The sequence below is a fragment of the Streptomyces sp. NPDC111516 genome, from assembly GCF_055635345.1.
In genome coordinates this window covers 58345-74792 of the sequence record NZ_JBVKBV010000022.1, presented here as the reverse complement: position 1 = coordinate 74792, position 16448 = coordinate 58345, and the positions used below count along the sequence as shown (strand labels likewise).

Sequence of the window (16448 nt, the reverse complement as noted above, 5' to 3'; positions counted from 1 at the left end):
GACGGGAGCCGGGATCCGGCCCCGTCCCCGGCCATCGGTTCAGTTCTCGCTCAGCCGACTGCTCATCCAGTCCAGCGCCGTAGGAATCTCCCGCCGCCAGGTGTTGAAGTTGTGCCCGCCGCTGTCGAGCACGATCGACGAGGCCTGGGCGGGCGGCTTCACCTTGCTGAGGAACCGCATCGTGGAGCGGTAGTTCCCCTCGCCGCGCTTGGAGGTCGTGACCAGGAAGGACGAGTCGGGCTGCGGCAGGTTGTCCAGACTCCACATCAGATCGGAGCGGTCCCGCGCGCCCTGGTCGCCGTGGAAGAGGTCGCCGGTCGTCGGGTCCTCGGCCGCCTTGTAGTACGCGGAGAGCCCGGCGCTCGCGGCGAACCGGTCCGGATGGTGGAGGCCGATCTTCAGCGCACAGTAGCCGCCGGTCGAATTGCCCATGATGCCCCAGTTACGGGCCAGCTTTCCGACCCGGTACGCATCCGAGACCACCCGCGGCAGATCCTCGGCGAAGAACGTCTCGGTCTGCGGCCCGCCCTTCACGTTCACGCACTCGGTGTCCCGCGGCGGCGCCACCGTCGGCCGCAGCATCACCAGGATCATCGGCTGCGACCGGCCGGCCGCCACCCGATCGTGTGCCGTCCGCGGATACCCGAGACCCTTCAGAAGGTTCTCCGAGACACCCGGGTACCCGGTGAGGACGACCACCGCGGGGAACTTCCGGCGGGCGAACGCCGGCTGGAAGTACTCCGGCGGCAGATACACGTACGCCGAACTCTCGATCTTCGACTGCCGCCCCGAGATCACGACCTTGTCGATCCGGCCGCTCACCGCGGGCTGCGAACTGCGCAGCCCTTCCGGCAGCTGCATCCCGACCCGGACGATGTTCTTGGCGGCCAGCGTTCCGGCCGCGTGGTCCGTGACCACGCCCAGATCCTGCTTCTGCCCGAACAGATCGGCCCAGGAACCGTAGAAGAGGAAGGAGTTGTTGGCCACCAGCCCGACGGTGACGAAGACCGTCACCTGAGTCGCCAGCAGCAGGCCGACCCGGCCGAACACCGCGGAGACGCTGCGCCGGGCCAGCCGCGGCCAGAGCCAGACAGTGGCAACGAAGAAAACCACGGCCAGCACGATGGCCAGCGCCAAGAATGTCTTGCTGGTAAGACCCATGGGGGGTGAGCTTTCTTGTCTGGAATTTTCCGGCCAACGGGTGAACCCCCGCCGCGGAAGCCTCGTCCTACAGGTCGCACATCGTCCGGAAGGCCCTCGGCCGAAGGACTGAAGAATCTCTCGCGGAACCACGGGAAGCGATGTCTGTCACGCTAGATGGGGATAAATCGGGATCGGTTCCGAGTCCGGTACGTAAGTTCATGCGGGGCCCGCGCCCCGAATCCGTACCGGCACTGGTCGGTACCGCCTGCGCCGTCGTCGGCCTGGTCGATGTCGCCGCGGGTGTTTTCCCGCGCTTCCGGCACAGCCGGATGCATACCCTCGCCGAGGTGCTCCCAGGCGCCCTCGGACCATTCGCCGCCGCCCTCTCCCTGAGCGCGGGCGTCCTGCTGCTGCTCCTCGCCCACGGGCTCAAGCGGCGCAAGCGGCGGGCCTGGCGGGCGACCGTCGCACTGCTGCCGGCCGGTGCGCTGGCGCAGTTCGCCTACCGGCACTCGGTCACCGGCACGCTCGTCTCGCTCGCGCTCTGCCTGCTGCTGATCCGCCACCGCCGTGAATTCGCCGCACTCCCCGACCCCAGGAGCCGCTGGCGGGCCCTGGCCAATTTCGTGCTTCTCGGCGCGGGTTCGCTGACCCTGGGCCTGATCATCGTCAGCATCCACCCCGGCCGCGTCGTGGGGAACCCCAGCATCGCCGACCGGCTCCAGCACGTGCTGTACGGGCTGTTCGGCTTCGAGGGGCCGGTCGAGTACGCCGGAGTCACCTCCTGGACCGTGGCGTACTCGCTCGGCGCCCTCGGTCTGCTGACCGCCGTCACCACCATCTACCTGGCCTTCCGCCCCGAACACCCGGCCGCCCGCCTCACCGAGGAGGACGAGACCCGGCTGCGCACGCTGCTGGAGAAGCACGGCGGCCGCGACTCGCTCGGCCACTTCGCGCTCCGCCGCGACAAGGGCGTCGTCTTCTCCCCCAGCGGCAAGGCCGCCGTCTGCTACCGCGTCGTGTCGGGGGTGATGCTGGCGAGCGGCGACCCGATCGGTGACGTGGAGGCCTGGCCCGGCGCCATCGAGCGCTTCATGGACGAGGCCAAGGCCCACTCCTGGACCCCTGCCGTGATGGGCTGCAGCGAGACCGGCGGCGAGGTCTGGACCCGCGAGACCGGACTCGACGCGCTGGAACTGGGCGACGAGGCGGTGGTGGATGTCGCGGATTTCTCGCTCGCCGGGCGCGCGATGCGCAACGTACGCCAGATGGTGAAGCGCATTGAACGTCTAGGCTACGAGACCCGGGTCCGGCGCGTCCGCGACATCGGCGAGGCCGAACTGGACCGCATCCGGCTGGCCGCCGCCGACTGGCGCGGCACGGACAACGAGCGCGGCTTCTCCATGGCGCTCGGCCGGATCGGCGACCCGGCCGACGAGGACTGCGTCATCGCCACCGCCCACAAGGCCGACGAACACACCGCCGACTCCCCGTACGGCGACCTGAAGGCCGTGCTCCACTTCGTCCCGTGGGGCAGCGACGGCATGTCCCTCGATCTGATGCGCCGCGACCGCTCCGCCGACCCCGGCATGAACGAGCTGCTGATCGTCGCCGCCCTGCAGGCGTCCTCCCGGCTCTCCGTCGAACACGTCTCGCTGAACTTCGCGATGTTCCGCTCGGCGCTCGCCCGCGGCGAGAAGCTGGGTGCGGGACCCGTGCTGCGGACCTGGCGGGGGCTGCTGATCTTTCTGTCGCGCTGGTTCCAGATCGAGTCGCTGTACAAGTTCAACGCCAAGTTCCGGCCCCGCTGGGAGCCCCGCTTCGTGGTGTACCGCGCCGCCCGCGACCTGCCCCGTATCTCTCTCGCGGCCATGCAGGCGGAGGGCTTCGTGAACCTCGCGCTGCCCCGTCCCTTCGCCCGCCGGTTCCCGCGCCGCCGGCCCCGCCCCTGCGCCCACACCCCGGCGTCGGGCCAGGAGCACCACGCCCGCGCGGCGTAACAGCACGCCGCGCGGGCCTACGCTGGTCGCATGAGTACGTTGCGTGGACGAGGCACGGTCCGAGGCCTGCCGGAGTGGGACCGCTGCGCGGTCATGGGGGTCGTCAATGTGACCCCGGACTCCTTCTCCGACGGGGGCCGCTGGTTCGACACCACGGCCGCGATCAAACACGGCCTCGACCTGGTCGCCGAGGGCGCCGACCTGATCGATGTCGGGGGCGAGTCGACCCGCCCCGGCGCCAGCCGGGTGGACGCGTCGGAGGAGCTGCGGCGCGTGGTCCCGGTGGTCAGGGGCCTGGCGTCCGAAGGGGTCACGGTCTCCGTCGACACCATGCGGGCCCGGGTCGCCGAGGAGTCGGTCGCGGCCGGAGCCGCCCTGGTCAACGACGTGAGCGGTGGCCTCGCCGACCCGGACATGGTCGGTGTCGTCGCGGCGGCCGACGCGCCGTTCGTCGTGATGCACTGGCGCGGCTTCAGCGAGTCCATGAACAGCCGGGCGGTGTACGAGGACGTCGTCGCCGAAGTCGTCACGGAGCTGCGGGAGCGGATGGATGCCGTGATCGCGGGCGGTATCGCCCCGGAACGGATCGTGATCGACCCCGGTCTCGGCTTCGCCAAGGACGCCGGCCACGACCTCGCCCTCGTCGCCCACCTCGACGAATTGCGCGCCCTGGGCCGCCCGCTGCTGGTCGCCGCCTCCCGCAAGCGCTTCCTCGGCCATGTGCTGGCCGGCGAGGGCGCCGCCCCGCCACCCGCCCGCGAACGTGACGCCGCCACCGCGGCGATCTCCGCGCTCTCCGCCCACGCCGGCGCCTGGGCCGTCCGGGTCCACGAGGTCCGGGCCACAGCCGACGCCGTACGGGTCGCGCGCGCCGTCGAGGGCGCCGCGTGAGCGGGCGCGACGAGCACGCGGAGGCGGCCGCCGACATCGCGGCCGTCGAGCAGGCCAACACCGCCTTCTACGAGGCGATGGAGCGCGGCGACTTGGAGGAGCTCTCCGGGCTCTGGCTGCCCGGAGAGGACCTCACCGTCTCCTGCGTCCACCCAGGCTGGCCGGTGCTCACCGGGCGCGGCGAGGTACTGCGCAGTTACGCCCTGATCATGGCGAACACCGAGTACATCCAGTTCTTCCTGACCGATGTCGGGATCGCGATGACCGGCGACACGGCCCTGGTGACCTGCACCGAGAACATCCTCAGCGGCGGCCCCGCGGAGGACGGCAACGCGCTCGGACCGCTGGTCGGCCAACTTGTCGTGGCCACCAATGTGTTCCGGCGCACGCCGGACGGCTGGAAGCTCTGGTCCCACCACGGCTCGCCCGTACTCACCGAATCCGATGACGAGAACGAGGAAGAAACCCCCTCCTGACCAGAACATCCGCGCGACAGGGGGGTTGGGAGCGGGTGAAGGGGGTAGTAGCGGATACCAGTCCCACGGGGTCCTGTCCATAGCCCCCGCGGGCGGGCACTGTCGGTGCTCGCAGGTAGATTCGAGAGTGAGAACCCGGCCGTCCGCACGCGGCCCCGTGTCTCTACGCCCTACGACAGCAGGAGTGATTCGCGTGGATCGTGTCGCGCTGCGCGGCCTCAAGGCCCGTGGACACCATGGCGTCTTCCCCCGGGAACGGGAGGAGGGCCAGACGTTCATCGTCGACCTGGTGCTCGGCCTCGACACCCGCCCCGCGGCAGCCGCCGACGACCTGACGAAGACCGTGCACTACGGCATCGTCGCCGAGGAAGTCGTCGAGGTGGTGCAGGGGGAACCGGTCGACCTGATCGAAACGCTCGCGGAGCGCATCGCCCAGACGTGCCTCAAGCACGAAGGAGTCGAGGAGGTGGAGGTCGTGGTGCACAAGCCGGACGCGCCGATCACCGTCCCCTTCGACGATGTGACCATCACCATCACCCGGAGCCGAGTATGAGTGCATTTTCTACCGAGGGGCAGAGCGACCCGACCGTACAGCCGGTACCCGCCTCCGTGGTCGAGCAGGTGGACGCCGCGGACATCACCCTCTCCAACCCCAAACGCGCCGTGATCTCCCTGGGCTCCAATCTCGGCAACCGCCTGGAGACGCTCCAGGGCGCCATAGACGCCCTGGAGGACACCCCCGGCCTGCGGGTCAAAGCGGTCTCCCCGGTCTACGAGACCGAGCCCTGGGGCGTCGCTCCCGGCTCCCAGCCCTCGTACTTCAACGCGGTGATCGTGGTGAAGACGACGCTTCCCCCGTCCTCGCTCCTGGAACGCGGTCAGGCCATCGAAGAGGCTTTCGAACGGGTCCGCGAGGAGCGCTGGGGCCCGCGCACCATCGACGTCGACATCGTGGCGTACGCGGACGTCGTCTCCGACGACCCGTCGCTCACCCTCCCTCACCCCCGGGCCCATGAGCGGGCCTTCGTCCTCGCCCCGTGGCACGACGTCGACCCCGAGGCCCAGCTGCCCGGCGCAGGCCCCGTGGCGGAGCTTCTGGCCGGCCTCGGCCGTGCGGGCGTACTGCCCCGGACCGATCTGGAACTCCGGCTGCCCGAGTAGTCGTTAGGCTCGACGGACACGGACCGGTGGCGACACGGACCACGGACGACTGACCGACCACTGACCACTGACCACTGACGGCACGGACCCACCGGCGGCGAAGGGCGGATCACTCGGTGAAGCAACTACGGCTCGGGATACTGGTCGGCCTCTTCGCCGCGGCCGGGGTGCTCTCCTGGGGCGGCGCCCGCCTCTGGGACTCCCTGGGCAGCCTGCCGAGCGTTCCCCTCGCCGCGCCGATCGTGCTCGCGGTGATCGCCGCCATCCTGCTCGCGACGGCACTCTCCATCCGTTCCCGGCTGCGTGCCCAGCGCGAGCGCCGGCCGGGGGCCAAGGGCGTCGAGCCCCTGATGGCGGCCCGGGCAGTCGTCTTCGGCCAGGCCAGCGCCCTGGTCGTCTCCCTGGTCTCCGGCATGTACGGCGGCACGGGCGTCTTCCTGCTCGGCTCGCTCGACATCCCGGCCCGCCGCGACCAGGCGATCTACGCGGGCTTCGCGGTCCTCGCCGGCATCGCGGTAGTGGCCGCGGCCCTCTGGCTCGAACGTATCTGCAAGCTCCCGGACGACGAGGACAAAGACAAGAGCTCGGCGGCCGCATAAGAGGAGCTCACCTCCCACGGGCCGCTCCGGAACTCAGCGCGCCATGATCAGGCTCATGGCCTCGGCGCGCGTCGCGGGGTCGCGGAGCTGTCCGCGGACCGCCGACGTCAGCGTCTTGGCACCCGGCTTGCGGATACCCCGCATCGACATGCACATGTGCTCGCACTCGACGACGACGATGACGCCGCGCGGCTCCAGGATCTCCATGAGCGAATCGGCGATCTGCGTGGTGAGCCGCTCCTGGACCTGCGGACGCCGGGCGTACACATCGACGAGGCGGGCCAGCTTCGAAAGACCGGTGATCTTGCCGCTGGTCGCCGGGATGTACCCGACGTGCGCGACGCCCCTGAACGGCACCAGATGGTGTTCACAGGTACTGAAGACTTCGATGTCCTTGACCAGCACCATCTCGTCGTGGCCCAGGTCGAACGTGGTCGTCAGGACGTCCTCGGGCTCCTGGTAGAGGCCCGCGAATATCTCCTTGTACGCCCTTGCCACCCGGCCCGGTGTCTCGCGCAGTCCCTCACGGTCCGGATCCTCGCCCACCGCGAGAAGGAGTTCACGTACGGCGGCCTCGGCCCGCTTCTCGTCGAACTCACCGATCGGACCCTGGCCGTCCAACGTCACCGGGTCGGTCATCTGTGCCTCGTTCCCTTGAGCTGTCACCCGCATATACATCCGCACGGGCGTACGAAAAAGCCGCGCCCCCACAGGCTAGAACCTGCGGGGGCGCGGCATCCATTCCAGACCCGGTACGAACCCCGTGACAGGGGCCACACCAGGGCTTCTATGCCTCGGGGTGGTCCTCCGGGATCACCTCGGTGGCCGGGACGGTGTCCGTGGGGACGACCGAGCCGTTCGCCGCGGTGGCTCCGTTGGTGAGGGCGAGTTCCTTCGGCGAGAGCACCGGCGGCCGCGTCGACGGGGTGCGTCGGGCGGAGCCGGTCCATGCCGGACGGGACGGGCGCTTCACGATCGGGGCGAAGATCTCGGCGATCTCCTCCTTGCCGAGCGTCTCCTTCTCCAGGAGCTGGAGAACGAGGGCGTCGAGCACGTCGCGGTTCTCGACGAGAATCTCCCACGCGTCGTTGTGCGCGGTCTCGATGAGCTTCTTGACCTCTTCGTCGACGAGGGCCGCGACCTCTTCCGAGTAGTCGCGCTGGTGGCCCATCTCCCGGCCCACGAAGGGCTCGGTGTTGTCGCCGCCGAACTTGATCGCGCCGAGCCGCTCCGTCATGCCGTACTGCGTGACCATCGCGCGGGCCGTTGCGGTGGCCTTCTCGATGTCGTTCGCGGCGCCGGTGGTCGGGTCGTGGAAGACCAGCTCCTCGGCCGCGCGCCCGCCCAGCATGTAGGCCAGTTGGTCGAGCATCTCGTTGCGCGTCGTGGAGTACTTGTCCTCCTCCGGGAGCACCATCGTGTAACCGAGGGCGCGGCCGCGGGAGAGGATCGTGATCTTGTGGACCGGGTCCGACTGGGGGGAAGCCGCCGCGACCAGGGCGTGTCCGCCCTCGTGGTACGCGGTGATCTTCTTCTCCTTCTCGGACATGATCCGGGTCCGCTTCTGCGGGCCCGCGACGACGCGGTCGATGGCCTCGTCGAGCATCTTGTTGTCGATCAGCTTCAGATTGCCGCGCGCCGTGAGGAGCGCCGCTTCGTTCAGCACGTTCGACAGGTCGGCACCGGTGAAGCCGGGCGTACGACGGGCGACGGCGCCGAGGTCGACGTCCTTCGCAACCGGCTTGCCCTTCTGGTGCACCTTGAGGATCTCGAGACGGCCCTGCATGTCCGGCCGGTCGACCGCGATCTGCCGGTCGAAACGGCCCGGGCGCAGCAGCGCCGGGTCGAGGATGTCCGGCCGGTTCGTGGCGGCGATCAGGATGACGCCGCCCTTCACGTCGAAGCCGTCCATCTCGACGAGCAGCTGGTTCAGCGTCTGCTCGCGCTCGTCGTGACCGCCGCCCATGCCGGCACCGCGGTGCCGGCCGACGGCGTCGATCTCGTCGACGAAGACGATCGCCGGGGCGTTCGCCTTGGCCTGCTCGAAGAGGTCACGGACCCGGCTGGCACCGACACCGACGAACATCTCGACGAAGTCGGAACCGGAGATCGAGTAGAACGGGACGCCCGCCTCGCCCGCGACGGCGCGTGCGAGCAGCGTCTTGCCCGTACCAGGAGGCCCGTACAGCAGGACACCCTTGGGAATCTTGGCGCCGACGGCCTGGAACTTCGCCGGCTCCTGGAGGAACTCCTTGATCTCCTGGAGTTCCTCGACGGCCTCGTCCGACCCCGCCACATCGGCGAACGTCGTCTTCGGCGTGTCCTTGGTGATCAGCTTGGCCTTGGACTTCCCGAACTGCATGACTCGGGAGCCGCCGCCCTGCATCTGGTTCATCAGGAACAGGAAGACGACCACGATCAGGACGAAGGGCAGCAGCGAGAGGAGGATCGAGATGAACGGGGACTGCTTCGACGGCGAGACGGTGTAGCCCTTGTCGATCTTGCCGCTCTCGAACTTCTGCTGCAGCGTGTCGGCCAGCTGGACACCCTGGTCGCCGATGTAGCTCGCCTGGAACTTGCTGCCGGACTCGCCCGAAAGCTTCTGGTCCTTCTTCAACTCGATCTTGATGATCTGTTCGTCACCGGTGGTCAGCTTGGCCTGCGCCACCTGGTCCTTGCTGATCGCCTGGATCACCTTGCCGGTGTCCACCGATTCGTAGCCGCCCGACGAGCCGACGACCTGCATCAACACGACCACGGCGAGGACGGCCAGCACGATCCACATGACCGGCCCACGGAAGTATCGCTTCACGTCCATCCATACGGGGCGATGACGCCCCGTCCCTCCTGCCCGTAGGTAAATGCTGCTGTGAGAAAAGACTGTTCTTCGGACGGTACCCCAGCATTGTCACCCGCGACTGCCGGGGACGTCTGTCAAAACCTGCCTTCGAAGGCTCAACGGCGGGAATCCCGTGAAAGGTTCCCGGCGCCCCGTCCCGGTCAGGCCGGCACCCGGGACCGGGAGACGGTCAGCCGCCGTAGACGTGCGGGGCGAGCGTGCCGACGAAGGGGAGATTGCGGTACTTCTCCGCGTAGTCCAGCCCGTACCCGACGACGAACTCGTTGGGGATGTCGAATCCGACCCACTTGCAGTCGAGCGCGACCTTGGCCGCGTCCGGCTTGCGCAGCAGGGTGCAGATCTCCAGGGACGCGGGCTCGCGCGAGCCGAGGTTCGACATCAGCCAGGACAGGGTCAGGCCCGAGTCGATGATGTCCTCGACGATCAGGACGTGCTTGCCCTTGATGTCGGTGTCCAGGTCCTTGAGGATCCGGACCACTCCGGAGGACTGGGTACCCGCGCCGTACGACGAGACGGCCATCCAGTCCATCGTGACGGGGGTGGACAGCGCACGCGCCAGGTCCGCCATCACCATCACGGCGCCCTTGAGGACGCCGACGATGAGCAGGTCCCTGCCCGCGTACTCCGCGTCGATCTTCGCGGCCAGCTCGACGAGCTTCGCGTCGATCTCTTCCTTGGTGAGGAGCACCGACTGAAGGTCGGTGCCCATGTCCTTCTCGTTCACCCGCGTCTCTTTCTCTGCCTGCCCGGTCCGGGGTGATGCCCCGTACCTGCGCGGCCGCTCGCCTGCATTGTCAGCCGCCCGTGCTTCAGCTCTGCCGAATCACCAGTCTGCCACCCTGACGCATGGCTTCGACCCGGCCGGGCAGATTGATGGCCCGCTGGCCGCGCCAGCCGGTGATCAGACGGTCGACTTCCTCGATGTGCCGGGCGAAGAGGGAACCGGCCGGGGAACCCGCCTCCATGGCGGCCCGGCGCAGCACCCGGCGGCGCACGGCGGGCGGCAGCGCGTACAGCTTGGCGCACTCCAGCCGGCCCGCGTCGTCCCGAACGGCGCGGTCGGCCTCGGCGGCCCAGGTGTCAAGGGCGTCGGCGTCGTCGCGGGAGAGCTGCGCCGTACGGGCCAGGGCCTCGACGACGCCCTTGCCCAGCGCCTTCTCCAGGGCGGGCAGGCCCTCGTGGCGCAGTCGGGAGCGGGTGTAGGCGGGGTCGATGTTGTGCGGGTCGTCCCAGACGGGCAGCGACTGGACGAGGCAGGCCTTGCGGGCGGTCTGCCGGTCGAGCTGGAGGAAGGGGCGGCGGTAGCGGCCCGCCGGTCCCGACGCGGCGGCCATGCCGGACAGCGAGCGGATGCCGGAGCCGCGGGCGAGGCCCAGCAGCACCGTCTCCGCCTGGTCGTCACGGGTGTGGCCGAGCAGGACGGCGGCGGCGCCGTACCGCTCGGCGGCCGCGTCGAGGGCGGCGTAGCGGGCGTCGCGGGCCGCGGCCTCGGGTCCGCCCTCCTGGCCGACCCGCACAGCGACGGACTCGACCGGGTCGAGGTGCATGTCGGTGAGGCGGTCGACGACCTCGGCGGCCCGGGTGTCGGAGCCGTCCTGGAGGCCGTGGTCGACGGTGATGCCGCCGGCCCGGACATCGAGTTTGCGGGCTTCGAAGGCGAGGGCGGAGGCGAGTGCCATGGAATCGGCGCCGCCGGAGCACGCCACCAGCACCAGGGGGGTACCGGGGCGTTCGGGGAGCGCGGCGCGCTGCCTGCCCGCGCCGGCTTCGGCGAGCTCGGGGTGCGGGGTGCGCCGGGTGTGCTCGGCGCAACGGGTGTGTTCGGTGAGTACGTCGTGGAGTACGCGGCGGACCGCCAGGCGTATCGCCGCGACCGCAGGATGGGGACCCATGTCCGGTGCCCTTCGTGAAGTTCGGGGAGGTGCCTCGGAGTGCCGGGACGAAAAGTGTGCCGTCACTCAGAGTGCGTCGATGGTGACAGAGGCAAGCCGTTCATCGAGCATTGCACGCCTTCCCATGCCCCTACGGTCCCTCGGATGGGTGAATACCGGCGCGTTCTTGTCCTGTCGCACGCCGTCCGGCCCGTCATGATCAGGACTCTGCCTTACGGTGCACCCTCGCGATCCAGTCCGCCGGCTTCGCGATCTCCGCCTTGGTCGGGAGCGTGTTCGGCGAGGTCCAGACCCGGTTGAAGCCGTCCATGCCGACCTCGTCGACCGCGGCGCGGACGAACCGTTCGCCGTCCCGGTACTGGCGCAGTTTGGCATCGAGTCCAAGGAGCTTGCGCAGCGCCTGGTCGAGCCGGCTCGCGCCGCGCGCCCTGCGCTGCTGGAACTTCTCCCGGATCTCGCCGACGGAGGAGACCACCTCCGGACCGACGCCGTCCATCACATAGTCGGCGTGTCCTTCGAGCAGAGACATCACGGCGGTGAGCCGGCCGAGGATCTCGCGCTGCGCGGGTGTCTGGACGAGTTCGACGAAGCTGCGGCCGCCGTCCTCGCCCTCCTCGCCCTCGGGGCGCCCCCCAGCCAGGGACTGGGCCGCCTCGCGGAGCCGCTCCAGCACGGTCACCGGGTCGACGTCGGTCTCCTCGAGGAATGACTGGATCTCGCCCTGAAGGTGGTCACGGAGCCAGGGCACCCCGGTGAACTGGGTGCGGTGGGTCTCCTCGTGGAGGGCGACCCAGAGCCGGAAGTCGTGCGGGTCGACCTCCAGTTCGCGCTCGACGTGGACGATGTTCGGGGCGACGAGCAGCAGCCTGCCGCCGCCGTCCGCCGAGGCCGGGAGTTCGCGGGTGGCCGGGGCGAACGTCTCGTACTGGCCGAGGACCCGGGAGGCGAGGAACGACAGCAGCATCCCCACCTCGACGCCGGTCACCTTGCCGCCGACCGCGCCGAGCACGGCGCCGCCGGGGCCGTTGCCGCGCCGCTCCTGCATCTTTCCCAGCAGGGGGCGGAGCAGTTCGCGGAAGCCCGCGACGTTGGCCTTGATCCAGCCGGCCCGGTCCACGATCAGGACCGGGGTGTCCTCCGGATCGGTCCCCTCGGGGATCATCCGGGTGAAGGAACGGACGTGCTCCTCCGAGGCCTTGGCATGCCGGCGGAGCTCCGCGACGACTTCGCGGGCCTCCTCCCGGCTGATCTCCGGCCCCGGCCGCACGAGTCGGGTCGCGGTCGCCACCGCGAGATTCCAGTCGACCATCTCGGCACCACCGATGCTCGTCATGCGTCAACGGTACGTGCTCGGGTCCGTCCGCGGTGTGGTGTCGACCGGCTCACCGGGTTCGGGTGGCGAGGCTGGTGGCGAGTGCGTCGAGGGAGGACTGGGCCTCGGAGGGGGATGTCGTGCCGGATGCCAGGAAGGCGAAGGCGAGCAGCCGGCCCTGCCGGTCGACGACCGTACCGGCGAGGGAATTCACTCCGGTGAGGGTGCCGGTCTTGGCGCGGATCAGGCCGGTGCCTGCGGACTTCTCGGTGTAACGGCCGCTGAGGGTGCCGCTGAACCCGGCCACGGGAAGGCCGGTGAGGACGGCGCGCAGTTCGGGGTGGTCCGGGTCGGCGGCGCGGGCGAGGAGGCCGGCCAGCAGTCCGGCGGTGACCTTGTCCTTGCGGTTGAGCCCGCTGCCGTCGGCGAAGTTCGCGCCGGTCAGCGGCAGGTGGAGCTTCTTGAGCTGTGCGGTGACGGCCCGTCGTCCGCCGGCGAAGTCGGCCGGTTCGCCCGCGGCCAGGGCGGTCTGCCGGGCGAGTGCCTCGGCGATGTCGTTGTCGCTGTTGGTCAGGGCCCGTTCGACCAGGGCGGAGAGCGGGGCGGAGAGGTGTTCGGCGACCGTCCGGGACCCGCCGGCCGGGCGGCCGGGCGCCGGGCCGGACCCGGTGTCGATCCCGGCGTCGTGGAGCAGTCTGCCGAAGGTCCGGGCGGTGTCACCGGCCGGGTCGTCGCTGCGCGGGGCCGGTCCGCTGTCGGTGCTGTCGAGCCTGCCCTCGCCGGTCATCAGGGCGCTGACGGGCGCGATGTTCTCGTTGGGGCCGATCGGGTGCCGCGCGGGACCGGAGTAGCGGGAGGCGTCGTACGCGAGGCGGACCGTCTTCACGCCGCGGTCCTTCAGGGCGCGGGCAGTGTCGGCGGCCAGCTCGCGCAGTGCGGCCCTGTCGAGGGTGGGATCGCCGCCGCCGACCAGGGTGAGGCCGCGGGAGTCGGGGGACGCCCGGACCGTCGTGGCGATGCGGTGGCCGGGGCCGAGCGCGCTCAGGGCGGCGACCGAGGTGGCGATCTTGACGGTGGAGGCGGGCGTCATGGGCGTGTCGGCGCCCTGGCCGTACAGCCGCTCGCCGGTGGTGGTGTCGATGACGACGGCGGTACGCACGGTGCCCAGGGCGGGGGCCTTCAGCAGGGGGCCGAGGGTGGCGCGGAGGGCGGCCGCCGCGCCGTCCTGGTTGCCGCGGGCGTCCGGGGCGGCGTTGTCGACCGCGGCGGAGAGCGGGGCGAGGACGGCCGGGGCGCTGGGGGCGGGTTCCGGTCCGGACGGCGTGCCGGGTTCGTGATCTGCGCCACCTGTACGGTTGCGGGCGGCGGCCCAGTCCTGCTCGGCCTTACGCTGACCCGAGTCCCAGGGGCCGGCGGCAAGGACGACGCCGGCCGCGAGCACCAGGCCCAGGCCGGCGGAGACAGCCGCGAACTGCCGATCGCTCAGCCCCCGCAATCTGATCACGCCGCCCGGCCGGGCGAGCCTGCTCAGCTTGTCCAGCGGGTTGACCGATGGTCTTTTCACCGGCTCGTCCACCGTTGACCAGCCCCTTTCGCGAGCACACATCTGCGTGGGGGACACTTAATCACCAGTCGTATGTGTTGATCATGGAGGAGCCACCCGTGGAGTTCGACGTCACCATCGAGATCCCGAAGGGTTCGCGGAACAAGTACGAGGTGGACCACGAGACCGGTCGGATCCGCCTGGACCGTCGACTCTTCACCTCGACCAGCTACCCGGCGGACTACGGTTTCGTCGAGAACACCCTCGGCGAGGACGGCGACCCGCTGGACGCGCTGGTCATCCTGGACGAGCCGACCTTCCCCGGCTGCCTCATCAAGTGCCGCGCCATCGGAATGTTCCGGATGACGGACGAGGCCGGCGGCGACGACAAGCTGCTGTGCGTGCCGGCCTCCGACCCCCGGGTGGAGCACCTGCGCGACATCCACCACGTGTCGGAGTTCGACCGCCTGGAGATCCAGCACTTCTTCGAGGTCTACAAGGACCTGGAGCCCGGCAAGTCCGTCGAGGGCGCCGACTGGGTCGGCCGCGCCGAGGCCGAGGCCGAGATCGAGGCCTCCTACAAGCGCCTTGAGGCGCAGGGCGGCGCGCACTGACGACCTGCGGGTCGCGGCCGGGTTCCGGCTGAGATACGTCGCGCGCGATTCCGTTTTCGGTTCCGTTTTCGGTTCTGTTTTCGGTTCTGTTTTCGGTTCAGTGCCGGAAGTGGGCGGCACTCCCTCCGAGGGAGTGCCGCCCACTTCGCGTCCGCACCCTTGTCCGTGGCCATACTGGCAGCAGCGCAACCGAAGACGCGCAGCCGATGAGGAGCGAGGTCGAGTGGTGGCGGAAACGGGCGGTCCGGAGGACCAGAAGCCCCAGTCCGACGAGGCGCGCAGCGCCTTCGTCCCGCCGGCCGGGGTGGGGCGGCGGACGTCTGCGTCCGAGGACGACCAGCCGACCTCGGAATTCGCCATCCCGACCGGTCTGACGACCGAGCCCCAAGGACCGGGCCCGGCTTCCGCTTCGAGCTCCGGTTCCGGTACCGCCTCCGGCTCGGACACGATCGGCTCCGCCTTCGCCCCGCCGAGCACGTACAGCGCCCAGCACGCGCCGCCCGCGTTCACCCCGGCTCACGGCAGCCCGATGATCCGGCTGACCAAGGAGGCCCCTTGGCAGGACCGGATGCGCACGATGCTGCGGATGCCGGTCGCCGAGCGCCCCGCGCCCGAACTGGTGCAGAAGCCCGACGAGGCGGGGCCCGCGGTGCCGCGCGTGCTCGACCTCACGCTGCGTATCGGGGAGCTGCTGCTCGCGGGCGGCGAGGGCGCCGAGGACGTCGAGGCGGCGATGTTCGCGGTGACCCGCAGCTACGGCCTCGACCGCTGCGAGCCCACCGTCACCTTCACCCTGCTGTCGATCTCGCACCAGCCGTCGCTGGTCGACGACCCGGTGACGGCGAGCCGCACCGTACGCCGTCGTGGCACCGACTACACCCGGCTGGCCGCCGTCTTCCGGCTCATCGACGACATCACCACCGAGGACGTCGACGTCTCGCTGGAGGAGGCCTACCGGCGCCTGGCGGAGATCCGGCGCAACCGGCACCCGTACTCCGGCTGGGTGCTGACGCTGGCCGGCGGCGGTCTCGCGGGGGCGGCATCGGTGCTGGTCGGCGGTGGCGCACTGGTCTTCGTAGTGGCCGCGATCGGCGCGATGCTCGGTGACCGGCTCGCCTGGCTCTGCGCCGGGCGGGGGCTGCCGGAGTTCTACCAGTTCGTGGCGGCGGCCATGCCGCCCGCCGCGATGGGCGTGGCGCTGACCCTCACCCACTGGTCGGACGTACAGCCGTCAGCGGTGATCACCGGTGGGCTGTTCGCGCTGCTGCCGGGGCGGGCCCTGGTGGCGGGCGTGCAGGACGGGCTGACCGGCTACTACATCACGGCCGCCGCGCGCCTGCTCGAAGTCATGTACCTCTTCATCGGGATCGTCGTCGGTGTGCTGCTCGTGCTGTACCTGGGAGTTCAGCTGGGCGCCCAGCTGAACCCGGAGACCAGGTTCATCGCCCACGACCGGCCGGTGGTGCAGATCCTGGCGTCGATGGCGCTCTGTCTCGCCTTCGCGATCCTGCTCCAGCAGGACCGGTCCACCGTGCTCGCGGTGACCCTCAACGGCGGGGTGGCCTGGGTGATCTACGGGGCGATGGCCCGGACCGGCCATATCTCGCCGGTGCTGGCGACAGCGACGGCGGCCGGTCTGGTGGGCCTGTTCGGGCAACTGTTCTCGCGCTACCGGTACACCTCGTCGCTGCCCTTCATCACGGCGGCGATCGGTCCGCTGCTGCCCGGTTCGGCCACGTACTTCGGTCTGCTGGGCGTGGCCCAGGGCAATGTGAACGCCGGGCTCGCCTCGTTGTCCACCGCGGTGGCGACGGCGCTGGCGATCGCGATCGGGGTGAACCTGGGAAGTGAGGTCTCCCGGCTGTTCATGCGGGTGCCGGGAGCGGTCGGCGGGGCGAACCGCCGCGCGGCCAAGCGGACGCGCGGCTTCTGACACCGCCGACGGTGCGGCTCGTGG

Annotated in this window: 15 protein-coding genes; 8 read left to right on the top strand and 7 right to left on the bottom strand. The window is 70.2% G+C overall.

All coding sequences use genetic code 11. The features are described 5' to 3' along the window. Positions 1-39: 39 nt before the first annotated feature. Positions 40-1161 carry an alpha/beta hydrolase gene (locus ACZ7L9_RS30390; RefSeq protein ID WP_471420191.1) on the bottom strand — a complete coding sequence of 374 codons (1122 nt, stop codon included), beginning with the start codon at positions 1159-1161 and terminating at the stop codon, positions 40-42. A gap of 200 nt (positions 1162-1361) precedes the next feature. Here ACZ7L9_RS30390 and ACZ7L9_RS30385 point away from each other — a divergent pair, with 200 nt between their 5' ends. The 6 genes from ACZ7L9_RS30385 (at position 1362) to ACZ7L9_RS30360 (ending at position 6270) form a co-directional block, all read left to right on the top strand. Next, positions 1362-3143, top strand: a complete 1782-nt coding sequence (locus ACZ7L9_RS30385; RefSeq protein WP_471420189.1) for a phosphatidylglycerol lysyltransferase domain-containing protein — start codon at positions 1362-1364, stop codon at positions 3141-3143. A 30-nt stretch (positions 3144-3173) separates the two neighbouring features. After that, on the top strand, positions 3174-4034 hold the full coding sequence (gene folP, locus ACZ7L9_RS30380; RefSeq protein WP_471420188.1) for a dihydropteroate synthase: 861 nt from the start codon (positions 3174-3176) through the stop codon (positions 4032-4034). After that, positions 4031-4510, top strand: coding sequence for a nuclear transport factor 2 family protein (locus ACZ7L9_RS30375; RefSeq protein ID WP_471420186.1), 480 nt, complete (start codon positions 4031-4033; stop codon positions 4508-4510). The genes folP and ACZ7L9_RS30375 overlap by 4 nt, the downstream gene beginning before the upstream one ends. Positions 4511-4703: 193 nt before the next feature. After that, on the top strand, positions 4704-5063 hold the full coding sequence (folB, locus tag ACZ7L9_RS30370) for a dihydroneopterin aldolase (protein ID WP_471420184.1): 360 nt from the start codon (positions 4704-4706) through the stop codon (positions 5061-5063). Continuing rightward, entirely contained in the window at positions 5060-5671 is a 612-nt protein-coding gene (folK, locus tag ACZ7L9_RS30365) for a 2-amino-4-hydroxy-6-hydroxymethyldihydropteridine diphosphokinase (protein ID WP_471420182.1), read from the top strand. The genes folB and folK overlap by 4 nt, the downstream gene beginning before the upstream one ends. Positions 5672-5787: 116 nt before the next feature. Continuing rightward, positions 5788-6270, top strand: a complete 483-nt coding sequence (locus ACZ7L9_RS30360) for a DUF3180 domain-containing protein (RefSeq protein WP_471420180.1) — start codon at positions 5788-5790, stop codon at positions 6268-6270. A gap of 33 nt (positions 6271-6303) precedes the next feature. On the opposite strand, the gene folE is transcribed toward ACZ7L9_RS30360, so the two are convergent. From folE to dacB, 6 genes are all read right to left on the bottom strand, one after another. Next, positions 6304-6909, bottom strand: coding sequence for a GTP cyclohydrolase I FolE (gene folE, locus ACZ7L9_RS30355; protein WP_471420178.1), 606 nt, complete (start codon positions 6907-6909; stop codon positions 6304-6306). Positions 6910-7057: 148 nt separating this feature from the next. Next, positions 7058-9088, bottom strand: a complete 2031-nt coding sequence (gene ftsH / locus ACZ7L9_RS30350) for an ATP-dependent zinc metalloprotease FtsH (protein ID WP_471420176.1) — start codon at positions 9086-9088, stop codon at positions 7058-7060. Positions 9089-9299: 211 nt separating this feature from the next. After that, positions 9300-9839 carry a hypoxanthine phosphoribosyltransferase gene (gene hpt / locus ACZ7L9_RS30345; protein ID WP_266752243.1) on the bottom strand — a complete coding sequence of 180 codons (540 nt, stop codon included), beginning with the start codon at positions 9837-9839 and terminating at the stop codon, positions 9300-9302. A gap of 100 nt (positions 9840-9939) precedes the next feature. Continuing rightward, positions 9940-11022, bottom strand: a complete 1083-nt coding sequence (gene tilS / locus ACZ7L9_RS30340) for a tRNA lysidine(34) synthetase TilS (protein WP_471420174.1) — start codon at positions 11020-11022, stop codon at positions 9940-9942. Between the two features lie 199 nt (positions 11023-11221). Further along, positions 11222-12355 (bottom strand): zinc-dependent metalloprotease, encoded by a 1134-nt coding sequence (locus tag ACZ7L9_RS30335; protein WP_471420172.1) that lies wholly within the window; start codon positions 12353-12355, stop codon positions 11222-11224. Positions 12356-12404: 49 nt separating this feature from the next. Beyond that, positions 12405-13910: a D-alanyl-D-alanine carboxypeptidase/D-alanyl-D-alanine endopeptidase gene (gene dacB, locus ACZ7L9_RS30330; protein ID WP_471420170.1), complete on the bottom strand. Its 1506-nt coding sequence runs from the start codon at positions 13908-13910 to the stop codon at positions 12405-12407. Between the two features lie 86 nt (positions 13911-13996). Here dacB and ACZ7L9_RS30325 point away from each other — a divergent pair, with 86 nt between their 5' ends. Further along, positions 13997-14491, top strand: coding sequence for an inorganic diphosphatase (locus ACZ7L9_RS30325; RefSeq protein WP_003968257.1), 495 nt, complete (start codon positions 13997-13999; stop codon positions 14489-14491). A gap of 223 nt (positions 14492-14714) precedes the next feature. Next, positions 14715-16424: a threonine/serine exporter family protein gene (locus ACZ7L9_RS30320; RefSeq protein WP_471420168.1), complete on the top strand. Its 1710-nt coding sequence runs from the start codon at positions 14715-14717 to the stop codon at positions 16422-16424. The last annotated feature ends 24 nt before the right edge of the window (positions 16425-16448 follow it).

Coding starts and splice junctions, on each gene's coding strand:
- ACZ7L9_RS30390 (WP_471420191.1), bottom strand. CDS start 1,161: ATGGGTCTTACCAGCAAGACATTCTTGGCGCTGGCCATCGTGCTGGCC.
- ACZ7L9_RS30385 (WP_471420189.1), top strand. CDS start 1,362: ATGCGGGGCCCGCGCCCCGAATCCGTACCGGCACTGGTCGGTACCGCC.
- folP (WP_471420188.1), top strand. CDS start 3,174: ATGAGTACGTTGCGTGGACGAGGCACGGTCCGAGGCCTGCCGGAGTGG.
- folK (WP_471420182.1), top strand. CDS start 5,060: ATGAGTGCATTTTCTACCGAGGGGCAGAGCGACCCGACCGTACAGCCG.
- folE (WP_471420178.1), bottom strand. CDS start 6,909: ATGACCGACCCGGTGACGTTGGACGGCCAGGGTCCGATCGGTGAGTTC.
- ftsH (WP_471420176.1), bottom strand. CDS start 9,088: ATGGACGTGAAGCGATACTTCCGTGGGCCGGTCATGTGGATCGTGCTG.
- hpt (WP_266752243.1), bottom strand. CDS start 9,839: ATGGGCACCGACCTTCAGTCGGTGCTCCTCACCAAGGAAGAGATCGAC.
- tilS (WP_471420174.1), bottom strand. CDS start 11,022: ATGGGTCCCCATCCTGCGGTCGCGGCGATACGCCTGGCGGTCCGCCGC.
- ACZ7L9_RS30335 (WP_471420172.1), bottom strand. CDS start 12,355: ATGACGAGCATCGGTGGTGCCGAGATGGTCGACTGGAATCTCGCGGTG.